The 16142-nt window shown below is 56.5% G+C and carries 16 protein-coding genes; 11 read left to right on the top strand and 5 right to left on the bottom strand.

Features of this window, described 5'->3' with window-relative positions:
- Positions 1–86 precede the first annotated feature (86 nt).
- Genes C5L39_RS08240 through C5L39_RS08230 form a run of 3 tightly spaced genes read left to right on the top strand, consistent with a single transcriptional unit; the run spans position 87 to position 3716 of the window.
- Positions 87–1013 carry an ABC transporter permease gene (locus C5L39_RS08240; RefSeq protein ID WP_123048412.1) on the top strand — a complete coding sequence of 309 codons (927 nt, stop codon included), beginning with the start codon at positions 87–89 and terminating at the stop codon, positions 1011–1013.
- Position 1014: 1 nt separating this feature from the next.
- The gene (locus C5L39_RS08235; RefSeq protein ID WP_245974958.1) at positions 1015–2001 is read left to right on the top strand and encodes an ABC transporter permease; all 987 of its coding nucleotides are present in this window, start codon (positions 1015–1017) and stop codon (positions 1999–2001) included.
- Positions 1998–3716, top strand: coding sequence for an ABC transporter ATP-binding protein (locus C5L39_RS08230; protein WP_123048410.1), 1719 nt, complete (start codon positions 1998–2000; stop codon positions 3714–3716). Before C5L39_RS08235 ends, C5L39_RS08230 begins: the two co-directional genes overlap by 4 nt.
- Positions 3717–3893: 177 nt before the next feature.
- Here C5L39_RS08230 and C5L39_RS10735 read toward each other — a convergent pair whose 3' ends face one another.
- From C5L39_RS10735 to C5L39_RS08220, 3 genes are all read right to left on the bottom strand, one after another.
- Positions 3894–4061 carry a hypothetical protein gene (locus C5L39_RS10735; protein WP_165858016.1) on the bottom strand — a complete coding sequence of 56 codons (168 nt, stop codon included), beginning with the start codon at positions 4059–4061 and terminating at the stop codon, positions 3894–3896.
- 97 nt (positions 4062–4158) lie between these two features.
- Positions 4159–4695: a ribonuclease FAU-1 family protein gene (locus tag C5L39_RS08225; protein ID WP_123048409.1), complete on the bottom strand. Its 537-nt coding sequence runs from the start codon at positions 4693–4695 to the stop codon at positions 4159–4161.
- 5 nt (positions 4696–4700) lie between these two features.
- A complete protein-coding gene (locus C5L39_RS08220; RefSeq protein ID WP_245974942.1) occupies positions 4701–5459 on the bottom strand; it encodes an Rv1157c family protein in 759 nt (252 codons plus the stop codon).
- A 337-nt stretch (positions 5460–5796) separates the two neighbouring features.
- Here C5L39_RS08220 and typA point away from each other — a divergent pair, with 337 nt between their 5' ends.
- The 8 genes from typA (at position 5797) to C5L39_RS08180 (ending at position 13678) form a co-directional block, all read left to right on the top strand.
- Positions 5797–7707, top strand: coding sequence for a translational GTPase TypA (gene typA, locus C5L39_RS08215; RefSeq protein ID WP_123048408.1), 1911 nt, complete (start codon positions 5797–5799; stop codon positions 7705–7707).
- A 150-nt stretch (positions 7708–7857) separates the two neighbouring features.
- Positions 7858–9456, top strand: coding sequence for an ABC transporter family substrate-binding protein (locus C5L39_RS08210; protein ID WP_245974941.1), 1599 nt, complete (start codon positions 7858–7860; stop codon positions 9454–9456).
- A complete protein-coding gene (gene mshB / locus C5L39_RS08205; RefSeq protein ID WP_123048407.1) occupies positions 9453–10352 on the top strand; it encodes an N-acetyl-1-D-myo-inositol-2-amino-2-deoxy-alpha-D-glucopyranoside deacetylase in 900 nt (299 codons plus the stop codon). The genes C5L39_RS08210 and mshB overlap by 4 nt, the downstream gene beginning before the upstream one ends.
- Positions 10349–10741: a hypothetical protein gene (locus C5L39_RS08200; protein ID WP_123048406.1), complete on the top strand. Its 393-nt coding sequence runs from the start codon at positions 10349–10351 to the stop codon at positions 10739–10741. The genes mshB and C5L39_RS08200 overlap by 4 nt, the downstream gene beginning before the upstream one ends.
- 47 nt (positions 10742–10788) lie before the next feature.
- A complete protein-coding gene (gene fdxA, locus C5L39_RS08195) occupies positions 10789–11112 on the top strand; it encodes a ferredoxin (RefSeq protein ID WP_123048405.1) in 324 nt (107 codons plus the stop codon).
- Positions 11113–11127: 15 nt separating this feature from the next.
- The gene (gene dapC, locus C5L39_RS08190) at positions 11128–12240 is read left to right on the top strand and encodes a succinyldiaminopimelate transaminase (RefSeq protein WP_123048404.1); all 1113 of its coding nucleotides are present in this window, start codon (positions 11128–11130) and stop codon (positions 12238–12240) included.
- A complete protein-coding gene (locus tag C5L39_RS08185) occupies positions 12233–13066 on the top strand; it encodes a pseudouridine synthase (RefSeq protein ID WP_245974940.1) in 834 nt (277 codons plus the stop codon). The genes dapC and C5L39_RS08185 overlap by 8 nt, the downstream gene beginning before the upstream one ends.
- A gap of 45 nt (positions 13067–13111) precedes the next feature.
- Complete coding sequence (locus C5L39_RS08180) at positions 13112–13678, top strand: GtrA family protein (protein WP_123048608.1); 567 nt, start codon at positions 13112–13114, stop codon at positions 13676–13678.
- A 38-nt stretch (positions 13679–13716) separates the two neighbouring features.
- Here the strand turns inward: C5L39_RS08180 and dapD are convergent, their stop codons facing one another.
- Together dapD and C5L39_RS08170 are read right to left on the bottom strand one after the other, a co-directional pair.
- Entirely contained in the window at positions 13717–14691 is a 975-nt protein-coding gene (gene dapD / locus C5L39_RS08175) for a 2,3,4,5-tetrahydropyridine-2,6-dicarboxylate N-succinyltransferase (RefSeq protein ID WP_123048402.1), read from the bottom strand.
- Positions 14688–16082: an amino acid permease gene (locus C5L39_RS08170; protein WP_123048607.1), complete on the bottom strand. Its 1395-nt coding sequence runs from the start codon at positions 16080–16082 to the stop codon at positions 14688–14690. Before C5L39_RS08170 ends, dapD begins: the two co-directional genes overlap by 4 nt.
- Positions 16083–16142: the final 60 nt, after the last annotated feature.

The raw sequence follows: 16142 nt of genomic DNA, 5'->3' as shown, positions 1-16142 counted from the left end.
GTCACTTTAAGTCCACACCCCGCGTGAGAGACACTCTGCGCGGGGTGTGGACATATCCGCGACCGGAACAAGTTTAAGGAATAGCTATGTTGCGCTATATCGGGCGACGGCTGCTCCAGATGATCCCCGTGTTCTTCGGAGCCACGCTGCTCATCTATGCACTCGTTTTCCTCATGCCCGGCGATCCCGTCGAGGCCCTGGGCGGTGATCGCGGCCTGACCGAGGCCGCCCGCGCCCGTATCGAGGCTGAATATAACCTGGATAAACCCTTTATAATCCAGTACTTGCTCTACATCAAGGGCATCTTTACCCTCGATTTTGGTACGACATTTTCTGGTCAGCCGGTTTCTGAGGTCATGGCCGCAGCCTTCCCCGTGACCATCAAATTAGCGGCCATGGCCCTAGTCTTTGAAGCGATATTCGGTATCGGCTTCGGCGTTATTGCCGGTATCCGTCGTGGCGGAATTTTCGATTCCACCGTCTTGGTGGTCTCTCTGGTGGTCATCGCCGTGCCTTCCTTCGTTATCGGTTTTGTTCTCCAATTCGTCATTGGCGTCAAATGGGGGTTATTACCAGTTACCGTTGGTTCAAATGAGAGTTTCACAGCGCTACTGATGCCTGCGGTCGTGTTGGGCGCAGTGTCTTTTGCCTATGTGCTCCGATTGACTCGTCAGTCAGTCAGCGAGAATCTGCAGGCAGACTATGTGCGTACCTCGCGTGCCAAGGGACTGACCAATAACCGGGTGATGGGGCGACACGTTCTGCGTAACTCTTTGATCCCGGTGGTTACCTTCTTGGGCGCCGATCTCGGCGCGTTAATGGGTGGAGCCATTGTCACCGAGGGCATCTTCGCCATCAACGGCGTGGGTGGCACTATCTATCAGGCCATCATTAAGGGTGAGCCGACGACGGTTGTGTCATTTACCACCGTGCTCGTCATCGTGTACATCATTGCCAACCTTCTTGTTGACTTGATTTACGCCGTTCTCGACCCGAGGATTCGCTATGCCTGACATGAACCAAAACGTATCCAATCCGGCCGGCGAAGAAGGCCTTCCGGCCACCATTCGACCGGGCCAGGAACATTTCATCGCTGAGACCGACGAAGCAGGCCTTGGGGCAGTCGATGCTGTTTCAGATGAATCCGCCCCCTCATCCCAGTGGCGAGAGGCCTGGAATTACCTTCGCAAGCGACCACTGTTTTGGGTCTCTGGAACGCTGATCATTTTTGCAGTGCTCATCGCTTTGCTCCCGCAGCTGTTTACCTCCGTTGACCCTCGGATGTGTCAGCTATCAGATTCCCTCGGCGAGCCAGAACCCGGCCATATCTTTGGTTTTGACCGGCAGGGCTGTGACATTTATGCCCGCACCATCTACGGTGCGCGGGCTTCAGTGGCTGTTGGTGTGCTGACCACGATTCTGGTGGTCTTGATCGGTACCGCTATCGGCGCATTGGCCGGCTTCTTTGGCGGTATCCTTGACACGTTGCTGTCACGCTTGACCGATATCTTCTTTGCGGTCCCGCTGGTTCTGGCTGCCATTGTGGTCATGCAGGTATTCAAGGATTACCGCACCGTGGCTACCGTGGTGTTGGTCTTGGCACTATTTGGCTGGACCAACATTGCGCGTATTACTCGTGGAGCAGTGCTGGGAGTCAAAAACGAGGAATTCGTCACCGCTGCTCGAGCAGTGGGAGCTTCGAAGTGGAAGATTCTCTCCAGTCATATTCTTCCCAATGCTGCGGCACCAATCATTGTTTATGCCACAGTCGCCCTGGGTACCTTCATCGTCGCAGAAGCGACGTTGTCCTTCTTGGGTATTGGTCTCCCACCCTCAATCGTTAGCTGGGGTGGCGATATCTCTAGCGCCCAGGCCAGCCTGCGTACTCGTCCAGAAGTGTTGTTCTACCCGGCTACGGCTTTGGCACTGACGGTGCTCAGCTTCATCATGATGGGCGATGTCGTACGCGACGCGCTGGACCCGAAAGCGAGGAAACGATGACCGACGCACAGACATCCGAAAAGCCGTTGTTGGATATGAAGGGCGTCAAAATCGCCTTCACGTCCTCCACCGGTGTGGTTGAAGCCGTCCGCGGCATCGACCTAACCATTTACCCAGGACAGTCAGTCGCGATCGTGGGCGAATCCGGTTCAGGAAAATCGACTGCGGCAATGTCGATTCTGGGCCTGCTTCCAGGAACAGGCAAAGTAACTGAGGGCGAGATCCTCTTCGATGGTGAGGACCTTACTAAGCTTTCTGAGAAAGAAATGCGCCACTACCGTGGTTCGGATATTGGTCTCGTGCCACAGGATCCAATGTCTAACCTCAACCCCGTATGGCGGATCGGCACCCAGGTCGCGGAATCGCTGAAGGCCAATAATGTGGTGCCTGGATCCGAGGTTGATAACCGGGTCAACGAGCTCCTCGGCGAGGCTGGTCTCCCAGATGCCGCTCGTCGTGCGCGCCAGTATCCGCATGAGTTCTCCGGTGGTATGCGCCAGCGCGCGCTGATCGCGATTGGGCTGGCGGCTCGACCTCGCCTGTTGATCGCCGATGAACCGACCTCGGCGTTGGACGTGACGGTGCAAAAGCGCATCCTTGATCACCTGGGTGGATTGACCCGTGAACTAGGCACCGCTGTGCTGTTTATTACCCACGATTTGGGGCTAGCTGCTGAGCGAGCAGACCACTTGGTAGTGATGCACCGTGGACGCATTGTGGAATCTGGGCCTAGCCTGGAAATTCTCCGAAACCCACAGCACCCCTATACCAAGCGTTTGGTTACGGCTGCGCCGTCATTAGCTTCTTCTCGTATCCAGTCGGCTAAGGCAGCTGGGGCGAAATCTCAGGAGCTGATTGCCAAGGGGGATCAAAGCAGCACTGAGGAAGTCATCCGCGTTGAAAACCTCACCAAGGAATTCGACGTCCGCGGCTCCCGCGGCGATAAGAAGCTCCTCCGCGCCGTAGATGATGTGAGTTTTACCCTCAAAAAGGGACGGACCATGGCGCTGGTGGGTGAATCCGGCTCCGGTAAGTCGACGGTGGCCAATATGGTGCTGAACCTATTGGATCCCACGAGTGGCTTCATCTATTACAAGGGGACGGATTTGTCCACCCTCAAAGGGCGGGATCTGTTTGATATGCGTCGCAAGATGCAGGTGGTATTCCAAAACCCCTATGGCTCGCTCGACCCGATGTATTCGATCTTCCGATGCATTGAAGAACCGTTGGCACTGCATAAGGTCGGAAGCCGTAAGGAGCGTGAGGAGCGAGTAGCTGAGCTGCTCGATATCGTCTCTATGCCGCGTTCCGCAATGCGTCGCTACCCCAATGAGCTCTCTGGCGGTCAGCGCCAGCGTATTGCGATCGCCCGTGCTTTGGCGCTTAAACCCGAGGTTTTAGTGCTGGATGAAGCGGTCTCTGCTTTGGACGTGCTGGTGCAGAATCAGATTATTCAGTTGCTATCTCAGCTTCAGGAAGATTTGGGCCTGACCTACCTGTTTATTACCCACGACCTAGCGGTGGTGAGACAGACCGCCGATGAGATCGTAGTGATGCAGCAGGGCAAGGTAGTCGAACATGGGAGTGCGGACCAGGTCTTCGCTCATCCGGCAGAGGCCTACACTCGTGATCTCATCGACTCGGTTCCGGGTTTGAATATTGAACTGGGCACCGGTGAAGCTTTCGTCCCCGACACAGGGACTCAGCCTAGATAATTTTGGTGTGTGAGCCCCAAGCGTCTCCGAGTATCTCTCGGTTGAGTCGCTTGGGTCTAGAAAAAGTTCGGAACATGAGATCTGCCGGGCCCCGTGACAATGGGGCCCGGCAGATTTTCTAGCTATACCGGATGCCAGTTCAGTTTGGCTTCCTAAGCTAGCAACGACGACGGCGGATCAGTAATTTGCCGGGGGATCACTAGCTGGGAAAGACTCTTGTCCCCATTCCTCGACTAGTTCACCTTCTTGTTCAGCGGTGTCCTTGCCAGGGGTGTCAGGATGGTTGTGAGTGAAGGGCTTATCGTCTGGGAATTCCCAGCTGATCGGCTTAGGCGTGTCAGTCATGGTGTGTCCTCTCAACGGTGAAGCAACCTCGGGAAGTTCCCGAGTGATAAACCCGAGCCTACCCGTACAATGTGTTCTAGGACATCGCCTTTAACCCCTACTCTGAGGGGCTAAGCTCCACTGATTCTGCCCACGTCAGATCGATGCCGAGAGTTTCTAACCAGGCTGAGACGTCATCGCCGTGGCGGGTAATCCCTTCTACTGCGGCCAGAGTGGCATCAATGGCACGCTCTGCATCTGCGGCAGTGATCAGGCCGGCAGAAGTAGCTGCTGCTAGTTCATCAATATCAAGGATGGACAGCGGTTCGCCGGTGATAGAAACCAAATCCACGTAGAGGTCGCGGGTGGACCAGACTTCGTCTTGGACAGTGATATCGGCAATATCGATGTAGAAGTCTTGCCGTTCATTGATGCCGTCCCGGAAGTGGAAAATATTAACGCGTAGCAGGTGTTCCGGAAGCAGCCATGATTCGAGATATCCGAATCGGGGGTGGTCAGCACCGCGGGCCATGTAGAGGCCGAAGTCGGTTTCCTGATAGGAATCGACATCCCGTCGAAATCCCTTGGGATCGAGATTAACTCGACCGGGGATGTCGAAGGTCTCGTTTTTCACTGGGTGAAGGTCAGTGGTCACAGAGGTTACCTAGCGTCGATGATGGCTGCCGTGGGCAGGAAGGAACAATTGGCATCTAGGGTGCGGACTTCGCCGGAAGCGACGGCTACGAGAGTGCCGTTTCCGGTGTCGCCGGTGCCTGAAATGGTGGCTGGGCCATCCGGATTGATGTTGTTGTTTTCTAGGGAAGTTATGCCATGTTCAAAGGAGTCAAGATTGAACCAGTGGACGTACATTCCGCCCTGCTCAGCGGCAGCGGGTGCAGTGCCTAGTGCAGTGAAGAGGAACGTAGTTTGTCCGGCTTCGGCTCCGGGAAAGGGAATCTCAGCTGGGCCGGGTACCGCGATAGCCGAGGCCACCGAGTCGGACTCGCCGCCAATGCAGTTTCCAGAGACCGTCGGCCAGATGAACTGAGTGAAACCCGGGCCGTCTTCCGGAAGATCAACGCCAGACTCAGACTCGCCCATGCCAGTGGAAAAGGCTAAGGCTGAGAGGATTGCGTTGCTGGCCTGCTCGGGCATCCATGGCTGTGCTGCTAGATCTTCAACTCGTTCAACGGTCTCCGGGGTGGGGCGGCCGAGTTCGTCAACAGGGGAGGGAGGTAGTGATGATTCAGAAGACTCCGGAGCTATCGAGCTAGCCGCAGCTGTCGGGGTTGCTAGCACACTCATGCTGAGTGCGGCAGCGGCCACGGCAGCGGCCATAGCCGCAGTGGCAAAGCCATTCCTGGCCTGGCTGTTAAGTAGTCCCACGGGGAACCTTTCCGGACATTTCGGGCGAGTCACAATAGTCACAGTAGTTTACTTGAGAATCAATATTCACTTGAATGACCCTGTCAACACGATGTGAAGATCTATTAATGGTTTCGGTGACAGTGATCATTTCGTTACAAAGAGCTCGGAGATGATCGTAGAGGCGACCTTCGTCCTAGTCACATCGGGGAGTTCAGTTGGTGAATGGAAAACACCACTGGAAGGCCTTCAACTAAGCGAAACTGAGCACTGAATCGCCGGTCGGGACGGTCAATGCTGCAGATAGTGGACATCGGGAGTATTCTTGGCTGCTGTTCACCATCGTGGCCCTAGTGGGCCCGAAGTCTCTTGCGCTAGGAGTAGCCCACCCGTGTCCCACCCCGAGTTCCGTAACGTCGCCATTGTCGCGCACGTCGACCACGGCAAGACCACCCTCGTCAACGCCATGCTGGAGCAATCCGGCGTATTCAGCGACCACGGCGAGATCACCGACCGGGTGATGGACTCCGGCGACCTGGAGCGCGAAAAAGGCATCACCATCCTGGCTAAGAACACTGCTATTCGCCGTAAAGCTGCCGGTAAAGATGGCAATGACCTGATCATCAACGTCATCGACACCCCCGGCCACGCCGACTTCGGTGGCGAGGTTGAGCGCGCACTGTCCATGGTCGACGGCGTCGTCTTGCTCGTCGATGCTTCTGAGGGCCCGCTCCCGCAGACTCGCTTCGTGCTTGGCAAGGCACTGGCGGCCAAAATGCCGGTCATCATTCTGGTTAACAAAACTGACCGCCATGACGCCCGCATCGACGAGGTCGTCGAAGATTCTCAGGACCTGCTCCTGGAGTTGGCCGCTTCCCTTGAGGACCCGGAGGCCGCAGAGGCCGCCGAGCGTCTCCTTGATCTGCCGGTGCTCTACGCCTCCGGCCGTGAAGGCAAAGCCTCCACTGAGAACCCCGGCAACGGCAAGGCCCCTGAGGCCGAAGACCTGCAGGCTCTATTCGATGTTATCTACGAGGTTCTTCCTGAGCCCTCCGCAGAAATTGATGCCCCGCTGCAGGCTCACGTGACCAACCTTGACTCGTCTTCCTTCTTGGGTCGTATCGGTCTGGTCCGTGTCCACGCTGGCACCTTGAAGAAGGGTCAGCAGGTTGCTTGGATCCATTACGACGATGAAGGCGTCCAGCACACCAAGACCGTCAAGATCGCTGAGCTGCTGCGTACCGTTGGTGTGACCCGTGTGGCTGCCTCGGAAGTTATCGCTGGCGACATTGCGGCGATCTCCGGCATTGATCAGATCATGATCGGCGATACTCTTGCTGACGTTGAAAACCCGATGGCACTGCCGCGGATTACCGTCGATGAGCCCGCAATCTCCATGACCATTGGTGTTAACACCTCGCCGCTGGCCGGACGCGGTGGCGGCGACAAGCTCACCGCACGTGTGCTTAAGGCTCGCTTGGATCAGGAATTGATTGGTAACGTCTCCCTGCGCGTGCTGCCTACAGAGCGCCCCGACACGTGGGAGGTTCAGGGCCGTGGTGAGATGGCACTGTCCATCTTGGTTGAGACCATGCGCCGTGAAGGCTTCGAGCTCACCGTCGGCAAGCCACAGGTTGTTACTCAGTTGGTTGATGGCAAGATCCACGAGCCCTTCGAGCACATGATCATCGATGTTCCTAGCGAGCACCAGGGTTCCGTTACCCAGCTGTTGGCTGCCCGTAAGGGTCAGATGACCAGCATGGCTACCGGTGCAGGCGACTGGGTTCGGATGGAATTCGACGTCCCAGCACGTGGCCTGATCGGCTTCCGTACCACCTTCATGACCGATACCCGCGGTACCGGCATCGCCAACAGCTACTCTCTAGGCTTGCAGCCGTGGGCCGGCGAAATCAAGGGTCGCGCCTCTGGTTCTTTGATCGCCGACCGTACCGGTCAGATCACTGCCTATGCTCTGCAGATCTTGACGGACCGTGGTTCCTTCTTCGTCGAGCCCGGCACCGATGCTTACGAGGGCATGGTCGTTGGCGCGAACAACCGCGACGAGGACATGGACATCAACATCACGCGTGAGAAGAAGCTCACCAACATGCGTGCCGCCAGCGCCGACACCACCGTTACCCTGGCCAAGGCTCGGGCACTGTCTCTGGACGAGGCAATGGAGTTCTGTGGCCAGGACGAGTGCGTCGAGGTCACCCCGAACGTTCTGCGCGTGCGCAAGCTCTTGCTCAACGCTACTGAGCGCAACCGTGCTCGTTCCAAGGCGAAAGCCATGAACAAGTAAGCTCGCTTCAGTAAAAGGGGCAGCCCCGCCGGAGAACGCGTATTACACGCAGCCGGCGGGGCTGCCCCTTTAGTATTTCCTTGCGTTGGTTAGGGGCCACAGCTGGGCACTGTGACATCCGAGGGCTTTGAACCTGACATACTTAGGCTTGTGAAAATCAGTCCGCTGTTAGCCATCGTTGTCGCGGTGACGTTGACCTCCTGCTCCGCCAACCCAGGACCAGCTCCCGTCGAGGATCCGGTAACGGAAGAAACCAATCTCTCTAGCACCGAGACCTCAGCGGAAGCTACCTCAACACCGATTCTCTCGGAAGAAGTTATTAGCGTCGGAATTGGGGTTCAAAATGAGGGCTTGAACCCACATTTGATTGCAGATTCTTCCTATTTTGTGAATTCTCTGGCCTCGTTGGTGCTGCCCAGCGCATTCCGTGATGGAGTTATGGACACTGATGTCCTCGAATCGGCTTCGATGATTGAGTCGGAGGATTCGGAAGTGGCGCAGTCATTGCGCTATCTCATTTCCCCTTCTGCTCAATGGTCAGATGGCACCCCAATTACCGGCGCAGACTTTCGCTATTTGTGGCTGGGGATGTCCACTACACCCGGAGTGATTGACCCAGCAGGCTATCGTGCCATTTCGGATATCCAGGTATCAGCTGATGGTCGGACCGTGGACGTCGATTTCGAGCAGCCGGTAGCTGAATGGCGGGACATGTTCGACAACCTGTTGCCCAGTCATCTCTTGGGATCTGGAGCCACTGATTTTGCCAATGCCATGAGTGATAGCGTTCCGGCTTCTGCTGGCCGCTATAAAGTCAGCTCCATTGATCATGCGCGTGGCGTGATCGTGATCAATCGCAATGACCGCTTCTGGGGCGAGGATCCAGCCCAGATTGACCAAGTCTCCTTCCAAGAGATCCGCTCTGAGACCCAAGGCGTACAGCAGCTTCGTACTGGGCAGATGAGTTTTCTCGATATCATTCCCACAGAGACTTCCGTCGATGCCTACTCTTTGATGCAGGGCACCCAAGTGCGCACCGTTGAAGATCCTCGAGAGCTACAGCTGACCATGTCAGTGAACTCTCCGATTCTTATGGAGCAAGCTGCTCGTGAGCAGTTGCATTCGCTTATCGACGTCCCGTTGGTCGCCCGTCTTGCCGCCGGGCGCAGCTCTGATCTGAGCATTCCCGAATACGCACCTGCTCGAGGTCTAGACGATGAGCCGCCCGAATTATTGATCCAAGCAACTACGGATAGTCCGTTGACGCTGGGGGTTGATCCCGGCGATGATACGGCGGTCGCAGCTGCTCGAACGATCGTCGATATGCTCGCCAACTACGGAGTGGCCGCGGAGATGGTGAGCGATGACTTAGACCGCATTACTGGTCAGCTGCTGCCTGATGGCGAGATAGATGCGGTGATTTCTTGGGATGAATCGGATGAAGGGTCGATCACGCTTGCTAGTGATTGGCTTTGCCCGTCTCAAGAGACCTCCTTGCGCTCGGGAAACCTCTCGGGCTATTGCACTCCAGAAAGCGATACCTTGGCTGCGGAACTATTGGCAGGGGAGGTCGACCAAGAAACCGCCGCCGAGCAATTTAGAGAGATCAATGCCAGTGAGCATCTGGTTGTCCCCCTGTTGGGCGAACGTCGAGTGATGGTCTTAGGAGAGGGTATCGTTGGTCCGGACCCGGATCTGGAGAATTGGACTGCCGGACTCTCGACAGTCGCTACCTGGAGGATGCAATGAGCTCGCCTGACCTGAGTGGATACCGTGTCATCGCGGTCCACGCGCACCCCGATGATGAGGCGATCTGGACGGGCGGCGCGCTGGCCAACCTAGCCCGGCGCGGTGCCCACGTCACGGTAGTGACCTGCACCCTGGGTGAAGAAGGTGAGGTCATCGGAGAACCTTTTCAGGGGTTAGTGGCTGATGAGGCTGATCAACTCGGTGGTTTTCGAATCCGTGAGCTGCAAGATTCCTTGGCAGCGTTGAACGTCAACGGGGCATTTTTGGGTGGGGCGGGAGCCTTCCGCGATTCCGGAATGATGGGGAGCCCGGCACACGAGAATCCTCGAGCCTTCGTCAATTCTGGGGAACATGCCGTGGCGCTGTTGGTCGAGATTTTCCAGGAGTTGCGTCCACATCTGGTCATTACTTATGGGCCAGATGGGGGATATGGGCATCCTGACCATATTCGTGCCCATCACATCACTCATGCGGCAGCACAACAGGTCGCTATTCCGCGGATTCTCTGGGCAGTTAATCACCTGGGAGAAACGGTCGCTGGAGTGGGTAATATCGAGACCATCCCGCAGGGTTGGTCGCGCCCGGATGAAGACTATCTCCGCAATGCTGGGGTAGTAGATTCTGATCTGGCGATTGATTTGGCAGAACCGGATTTTCAGGCCAAAGCGAGAGCCATGCGTGCCCACGCCACCCAGATTTGGTTCGCTGATGGGCAATCCTCAGTGACTAATCCGGACGTTGCTCTGGGATCTGGGCCCGACCCAGTATTTTCGCTATCGAATCTATTAGCCCAGCCATTGCTGCGCCGAGAGCATTACCAGCTCGGAGCGGGGCAGCCGTTATCCGGCAGCCTGCTCAGCGACATTGACCGCGATTTTGTGGGGGAAAAGCAGTGACACAGCGAATCGTCAATGCTGATTTCACCCGCGGTGAAGCTATCAGCGCTCTTGTCTGGCTGTCTGTAGGATCCTTGTTTGGCTTATTGCTTCAAGTGGTCTATCTCGGCACGTGGATAAGCTTGCCCGGCGGAACCCAGATTGCGTTCCCCTACACCATTGTTCTGGCATTTCTTTTCAACATGGTTTTGACCCGAACTGCCCGGCTATGGACCGATAGTCCGGGTACTGCGCTCATCCCGTTATATGCGTGGATTGCTGGGTTTTTCCTGCTCATGTTCGGAGTTGAGATCACCGGAGACCAGCTGATTTTGTCCAGCTTTAGAACCATCGGGTTGCTGCTAGCTGGAATTGCTGGAGGCTTCTGGCCACTGGCCAGAGGTAAGTGACATACTGATAGCAAATTTTCGTTAAGTTCAGGAGCGCCGGAGTTTCGATGACCTACACCATTGCCCAGCCATGTGTTGACTTGCTCGACCGAGCTTGCGTTGAAGAATGCCCAGTCGATTGCATCTACGAGGGAAAGCGGATGCTCTACATCCACCCCGACGAATGCGTCGACTGTGGTGCTTGCGAGCCAGCTTGCCCCGTTGAGGCCATTTTCTATGAGGACGATGTCCCCGATGAATGGCTTGAGTACAACGACGCAAACGCTGCCTTCTTTGATGATCTTGGCTCACCAGGTGGCGCTGCCAAGCTGGGTCCGCAGGACTTTGATGCCAAGCTCATTGCTGTGTTGCCCCCTCAGACTCAGGAATAGGTTCGGTTTCCCACGATGACACGCACCCCGCTCGGTACCCACTTGCCCGATTTTCCCTGGGACTCCCTCCAAGAGGCGAAACAACGCGCAGCAGCGCACCCAGAGGGCATCGTCAATCTCTCTGTGGGCACTCCGGTTGATCCGGTTGCTCCGGGCATCCAGCTCGCATTGGCAGAAGCTGCAGCGACTCCCGGCTATCCGCAGACTGCGGGTACCCCAGAGTTGCGGGATGCCATTGTCGCTGCCTTGGCTCGTCGGTATTCGATGACGGGCCTGAGCCCGGATGCGGTGCTGCCGGTGGTAGGTACCAAAGAAGCTATTGCCTGGTTGCCTACCTTGCTGGGTATTCGTGGCGGTCTGGTGGTCATTCCAGAGGTCGCATATCCCACCTATGAGGTGGGTGCACTGTTGGCCGATAATCGGGTGTTACGGTCTGATTCGTTGTTGAAACTCGGGCCGGAGACCCCGGATCTGGTCTTCATCAATTCCCCAGGCAACCCCACTGGCAAAGTCCTAGGCGTCGAGCACCTACGCAAGGTAGTCGGCTGGGCTAGGCAACGCGGAGTCATTATTGCCTCTGATGAGTGCTACTTGGGGTTGGGCTGGGACGATGAGAATGAACCAGTCTCCATCTTGGATCCGCGGGTCTGCGATGGCGATCATACTGGTTTGCTGGCTATTCATTCCCTGTCGAAGACCTCGAACTTGGCTAGCTATCGGGCAGGCTACTTGGCCGGTGACCAGGCACTGATTTCTGAACTACTTGAGGTGCGCAAGCACGCCGGGCTGATGGTGCCTGGGCCTATTCAAGCAGCGATGATCGCGGCGCTAGAAGATGATGATCAAGAAGCTGCTCAAAAGAGTCGCTATGGAGTCCGGCGGGCGAAGCTCATGCGCGCGTTATTAGAGGCTGGATTCACCGTCGATAACTCCGAGGCAGGTCTCTACCTCTGGGCTACTCGCGGTGAGAACTGCCGGGACACCGTCAATTTCCTCGCTTCTTTGGGCATTCTTGTGGCCCCCGGTGATTTCTATGGTCCCCGCGCAGTTGCCTATATCCGAATGGCGCTGACCGGCACCGATGAGCGTATCGACGCCGCCGTGGCCCGTCTTACTGCGCTTGCCTAGACCACCAATCCCGGCCCAAGCCGGGATTTCCCCGCAGCGGGTCATCCTCCGTGGGGTGGTGCCGGAGACTCCGGAACTATTCGCCGGCCAGGCAGGCGATAGCCCTTTTCCACCGGGCCAGCGATTGCTGCCTGGCACGGTGTTGCAACAGGCAATCCCTGCGTGGTTTCATCCCGAAGTTCCAGCTGAGCCCGAGATTCCCTTTAACTATGAGCTAATCCACATCGATGACGACCTGGTCGTAGTGGATAAGCCACATTTCCTGCCTTCTACCTCCAATGGAAGGATCGTGCGGGAGACCGTCCAAACCCGTTTGCGCCTGCATTTTGGCCAAGATGAGATCGTCGCTCTCCACCGATTGGATCGGCTGACCAGTGGGGTTTTGATCTGTTCTAGGCGAGCGGCTACTCGTGGTGCTTATCAACGTCTCTTCCAAGAACGCGCGGTGCATAAGACCTACCTCGCCCAGGTTCATGGCACACCTCCTGAAGGGCAGGCAAAGCTCGATTTACACAAGATTCCTGGGAGAAGAGACGTGCAGGTAGTTGCCAATGGACAGGGCAAACCAACGGTAACTAGCTTTCGGCCGGTAGGTAAAAACCTCGTGGAAGTTGAGCCCCTGACCGGTCATACCCACCAGATTCGTGCGGTACTCAACCACCTGGGTGCTCCGATTGTGGGGGATGATACCTATCCTGTGGACCGAGGTCTGGCCCTCTATGACTTCTCTACTCCGCTACATCTATGGGCTACGAAGGTGTCATTAAATGATCCATTCAGTGGAGATCACCGGGTTTTTTATAGTCGCAGGCCATTGCCCCGGTAGAGTTGAGGAGTTAATAGTCCAGGAAATGAGGGCAAGACTGTGACCATCGCATCGACCCGGCGTAGCGAGCGCCTAGTCAATAACCTCCGACAGTTTTTCAAGTTCGGACTCGTTGGTGGCTCAGGCACCCTGGTTAATCTCCTGGTGGTTTTTTTGTTCAATAAGGTCTTGGAGAATACTTCAGAGATCTCTGAGCATGACGTATTTATGAACCTATTCGGCACGGAGTTCAATATCCGGTGGTTCAATATCATCTTGATGGTGGCGTTTTTGGTCGCCAACACCTGGAACTACCAGCTCAATAGAAGCTGGACTTTCCGTGGCTACGAGCAACGCAGTTGGTGGCGGGGATTCTTCCCCTTCCTGATGGCTGGCATCGGAGCCTTCGTCGTCAGCCAGATAGTAGCGACACTGCTGATGAACCCGAGTTCTCCACTGGCGTTGCCCATCGATATCTTCGATGATTCGACAGGTCTGCGGACCCGACTTTATTGGGCATCAGCGATTTCGATTCTGGTAGCGATGCCGATTAACTTCATCATCAATAAGCTCTGGGCGTTTAAAGGCTCCCGTTGGAAGAGCACAGTGATTTCTGAGCAGGAGCCCGTCTAGCACCTTCCCCGCAAGGTGCTAGACCGCCTGCTGATAGATCAGTTGTTGTGCAGCGCAGCGTTGAGCTCTACACCCTGTGCTTTGGCATAGGCGGTGGCCTCTACAGCGCCTGTGATGGAGTTGCGCCTAAAGAGCACCCCATTGGCACCGGAAAGCGTGCCAGCCTTGATCTGAGAGCCTTCAGCGACCTCGGAAGCTACTGCAACGCTGCCCAAGACCGTGACCTTGGTACCAGCAGTGACATAAAGACCGGCTTCGACCACACAGTCATTGCCCAGCGAGATACCAATTCCGGAGTTCGCGCCTAGCAAGCAACGCTGACCGATGGAGATAACCTGCTGGCCACCACCGGAGAGAGTGCCCATGATCGAGGCGCCGCCACCGACGTCGGAGCCTTCGCCTACGACAACTCCGGCGGAGATTCGGCCTTCGACCATCGAGTTTCCCAGAGTGCCAGCGTTGAAGTTCACGAAGCCCTCATGCATGACGGTCGTGCCCTCAGCCAAGTGGGCACCGAGTCGGACGCGGTCACCATCAGCGATGCGTACTCCGGTAGGAACGATGTAATCCACCATCCGGGGGAACTTGTCCACCGAGAACACCGTGACTGGGCCGCGGGCGTTGAGACGGCCACGGACCATCTGGAAATCAGCCACCGCACAGGGGCCGTAGTTGGTCCAAACGACATTAGCCAGCAGGCCGAACACACCATCAAGGTTGAGTCCGTGGGGCTTGACCAAGCGGTGGGAGAGCAGGTGCAAGCGCAGGTAGGCATCGTAGGCATCGATCGGTGCGTCTTCAAGAGAAGCAATCGAAGTACGGATGGGCACCCGAGCCACGCCACGGTCTTCATCCGGGCCAGCCATAGCAGCGAACTGCTGGGGCACCTCTGCGAGCTGTTCCGTGCCAGCAGAGAGTTCTTCTTGGCTTAACGAAGGAGAGGGGAACCAAGCATCCAGGATGGTTCCGTCATGTGTGATGGTGGCAAGTCCACGAGCTGTAGCTGAAGTCATGTGCCAGACACTACCTGACCACGAGTCCGATTCGTGACAATAGACAACACGAACAACACGGTCACTACCACCACGACGGCGAAAACCTGGGAGCGTGCGGCGGTGTCGAAAAGCATGAGAATGACCAAGCCCCACAATGCAGCCATCGTCAGCCACGCCAACCATGGCCAACCCCACATCTTTACGGTCGAGATCTCGCCATTGGCTACCAGCTCCGGATGAAGCTTCAAATAGGAAGCCGTAATCATGATCCAGACGACGATCAAACAGCCACCGACGGCATTGAGTAGGAAAGTAAGCAAACCCTCGGGATTCCAATACTGCAGTCCTACCGAGACCACTGCAAAGAACATCGACAGCACCACCGCATTGATCGGAACGCTTTCCCGGTTGGTCACCGCAAATATTCTTGGTGCGTCCCCGGCCACTGCCAGGTTGTGAACTAGCCGGGAGGTGCCATAGATCTGTGCGTTGAAGGCTGATAGCAATGCCAAGACAATAACGGCTTCCATGAATCCGACGACTCCGGGAAGATTGGCCATAGCCAACACCGCGGTGAAGGGGGACTCAGCAGCGGTGGAAGCGCTGCCGAGCTGCTGGTAGGGCAGCAAGAAGGTGATAACCAAGACCGAGCCAAGGTAGAACACCGAGATGCGCCAGATCACGGCACGCACGGCCGTAGAAATAGCGGACTTTGGGTCTTCCGACTCCGCGGCGGCAATGGTGACTAACTCGATACCGCCGAAGGCGAAGGCGACAGCCAGCAAGCCTGCGGCCATCCCCGGCCAACCATTGGGCATGAAGCCGTCTTGGCCGATGAAATTGCTCGTCCCGATGAAGGTGGTTCCAGGAAGCAGACCAAAGACCAAGAGGGAGCCCACGATCAAAAAGCCAATGATCACTGCGACCTTGATGAACGCGAACCAGAACTCGAATTCGCCAAAGCCTCGGACTTTGGCGAAGTTGACCACCGCGAAAAACACCACGGCACACAGCGCTGGGATCCATGGATCAACCCCGAACCAAGAACTCAAAATGGCGGCGGCACCGGTCATCTCTGCGCCCATGACCATCACCAGCATGAACCAATACAACCAACCAAGGGAGAAACCGGCCCAGTGGCCGAAAGCGTCCTTGGCATAGGTAGAAAACGATCCTGAGGATGGGCGAGCAGCGGCCATTTCGCCGAGCATTTGCATGACCATGACCACGATCAAGCCGGCCGCGAGATAGGCGAGCAGGACTGCCGGCCCAGCTGCACGAATTCCAACACCAGTGCCCAAGAACAAGCCAGCGCCGATAGCCGAACCAAGCCCCATCATGGTCAGATGGCGAGTCTTTAATCCAGTGCCAAGAGAAGTGGCGCTCTGCCGAGTGTGCGCATTATCCATGCCCATGACGATAGTGCCCGGGCCAGTGGCTACCTATCGCCAGGGTCAGCAGAGCAACTG

The sequence above is a fragment of the Corynebacterium alimapuense genome (assembly GCF_003716585.1).
GTDB classification, from domain to species: domain Bacteria; phylum Actinomycetota; class Actinomycetes; order Mycobacteriales; family Mycobacteriaceae; genus Corynebacterium; species Corynebacterium alimapuense.
Note: the sequence above shows the minus strand (reverse complement) of the source record. Positions and strands in the feature narration are given on the sequence as shown.

Coding starts and splice junctions, on each gene's coding strand:
- C5L39_RS08240 (WP_123048412.1), top strand. CDS start 87: ATGTTGCGCTATATCGGGCGACGGCTGCTCCAGATGATCCCCGTGTTC.
- C5L39_RS08235 (WP_245974958.1), top strand. CDS start 1,015: ATGAACCAAAACGTATCCAATCCGGCCGGCGAAGAAGGCCTTCCGGCC.
- C5L39_RS08230 (WP_123048410.1), top strand. CDS start 1,998: ATGACCGACGCACAGACATCCGAAAAGCCGTTGTTGGATATGAAGGGC.
- C5L39_RS10735 (WP_165858016.1), bottom strand. CDS start 4,061: ATGACTGACACGCCTAAGCCGATCAGCTGGGAATTCCCAGACGATAAG.
- mshB (WP_123048407.1), top strand. CDS start 9,453: ATGAGCTCGCCTGACCTGAGTGGATACCGTGTCATCGCGGTCCACGCG.
- fdxA (WP_123048405.1), top strand. CDS start 10,789: ATGACCTACACCATTGCCCAGCCATGTGTTGACTTGCTCGACCGAGCT.
- dapC (WP_123048404.1), top strand. CDS start 11,128: ATGACACGCACCCCGCTCGGTACCCACTTGCCCGATTTTCCCTGGGAC.
- dapD (WP_123048402.1), bottom strand. CDS start 14,691: ATGACTTCAGCTACAGCTCGTGGACTTGCCACCATCACACATGACGGA.
- C5L39_RS08170 (WP_123048607.1), bottom strand. CDS start 16,082: ATGGATAATGCGCACACTCGGCAGAGCGCCACTTCTCTTGGCACTGGA.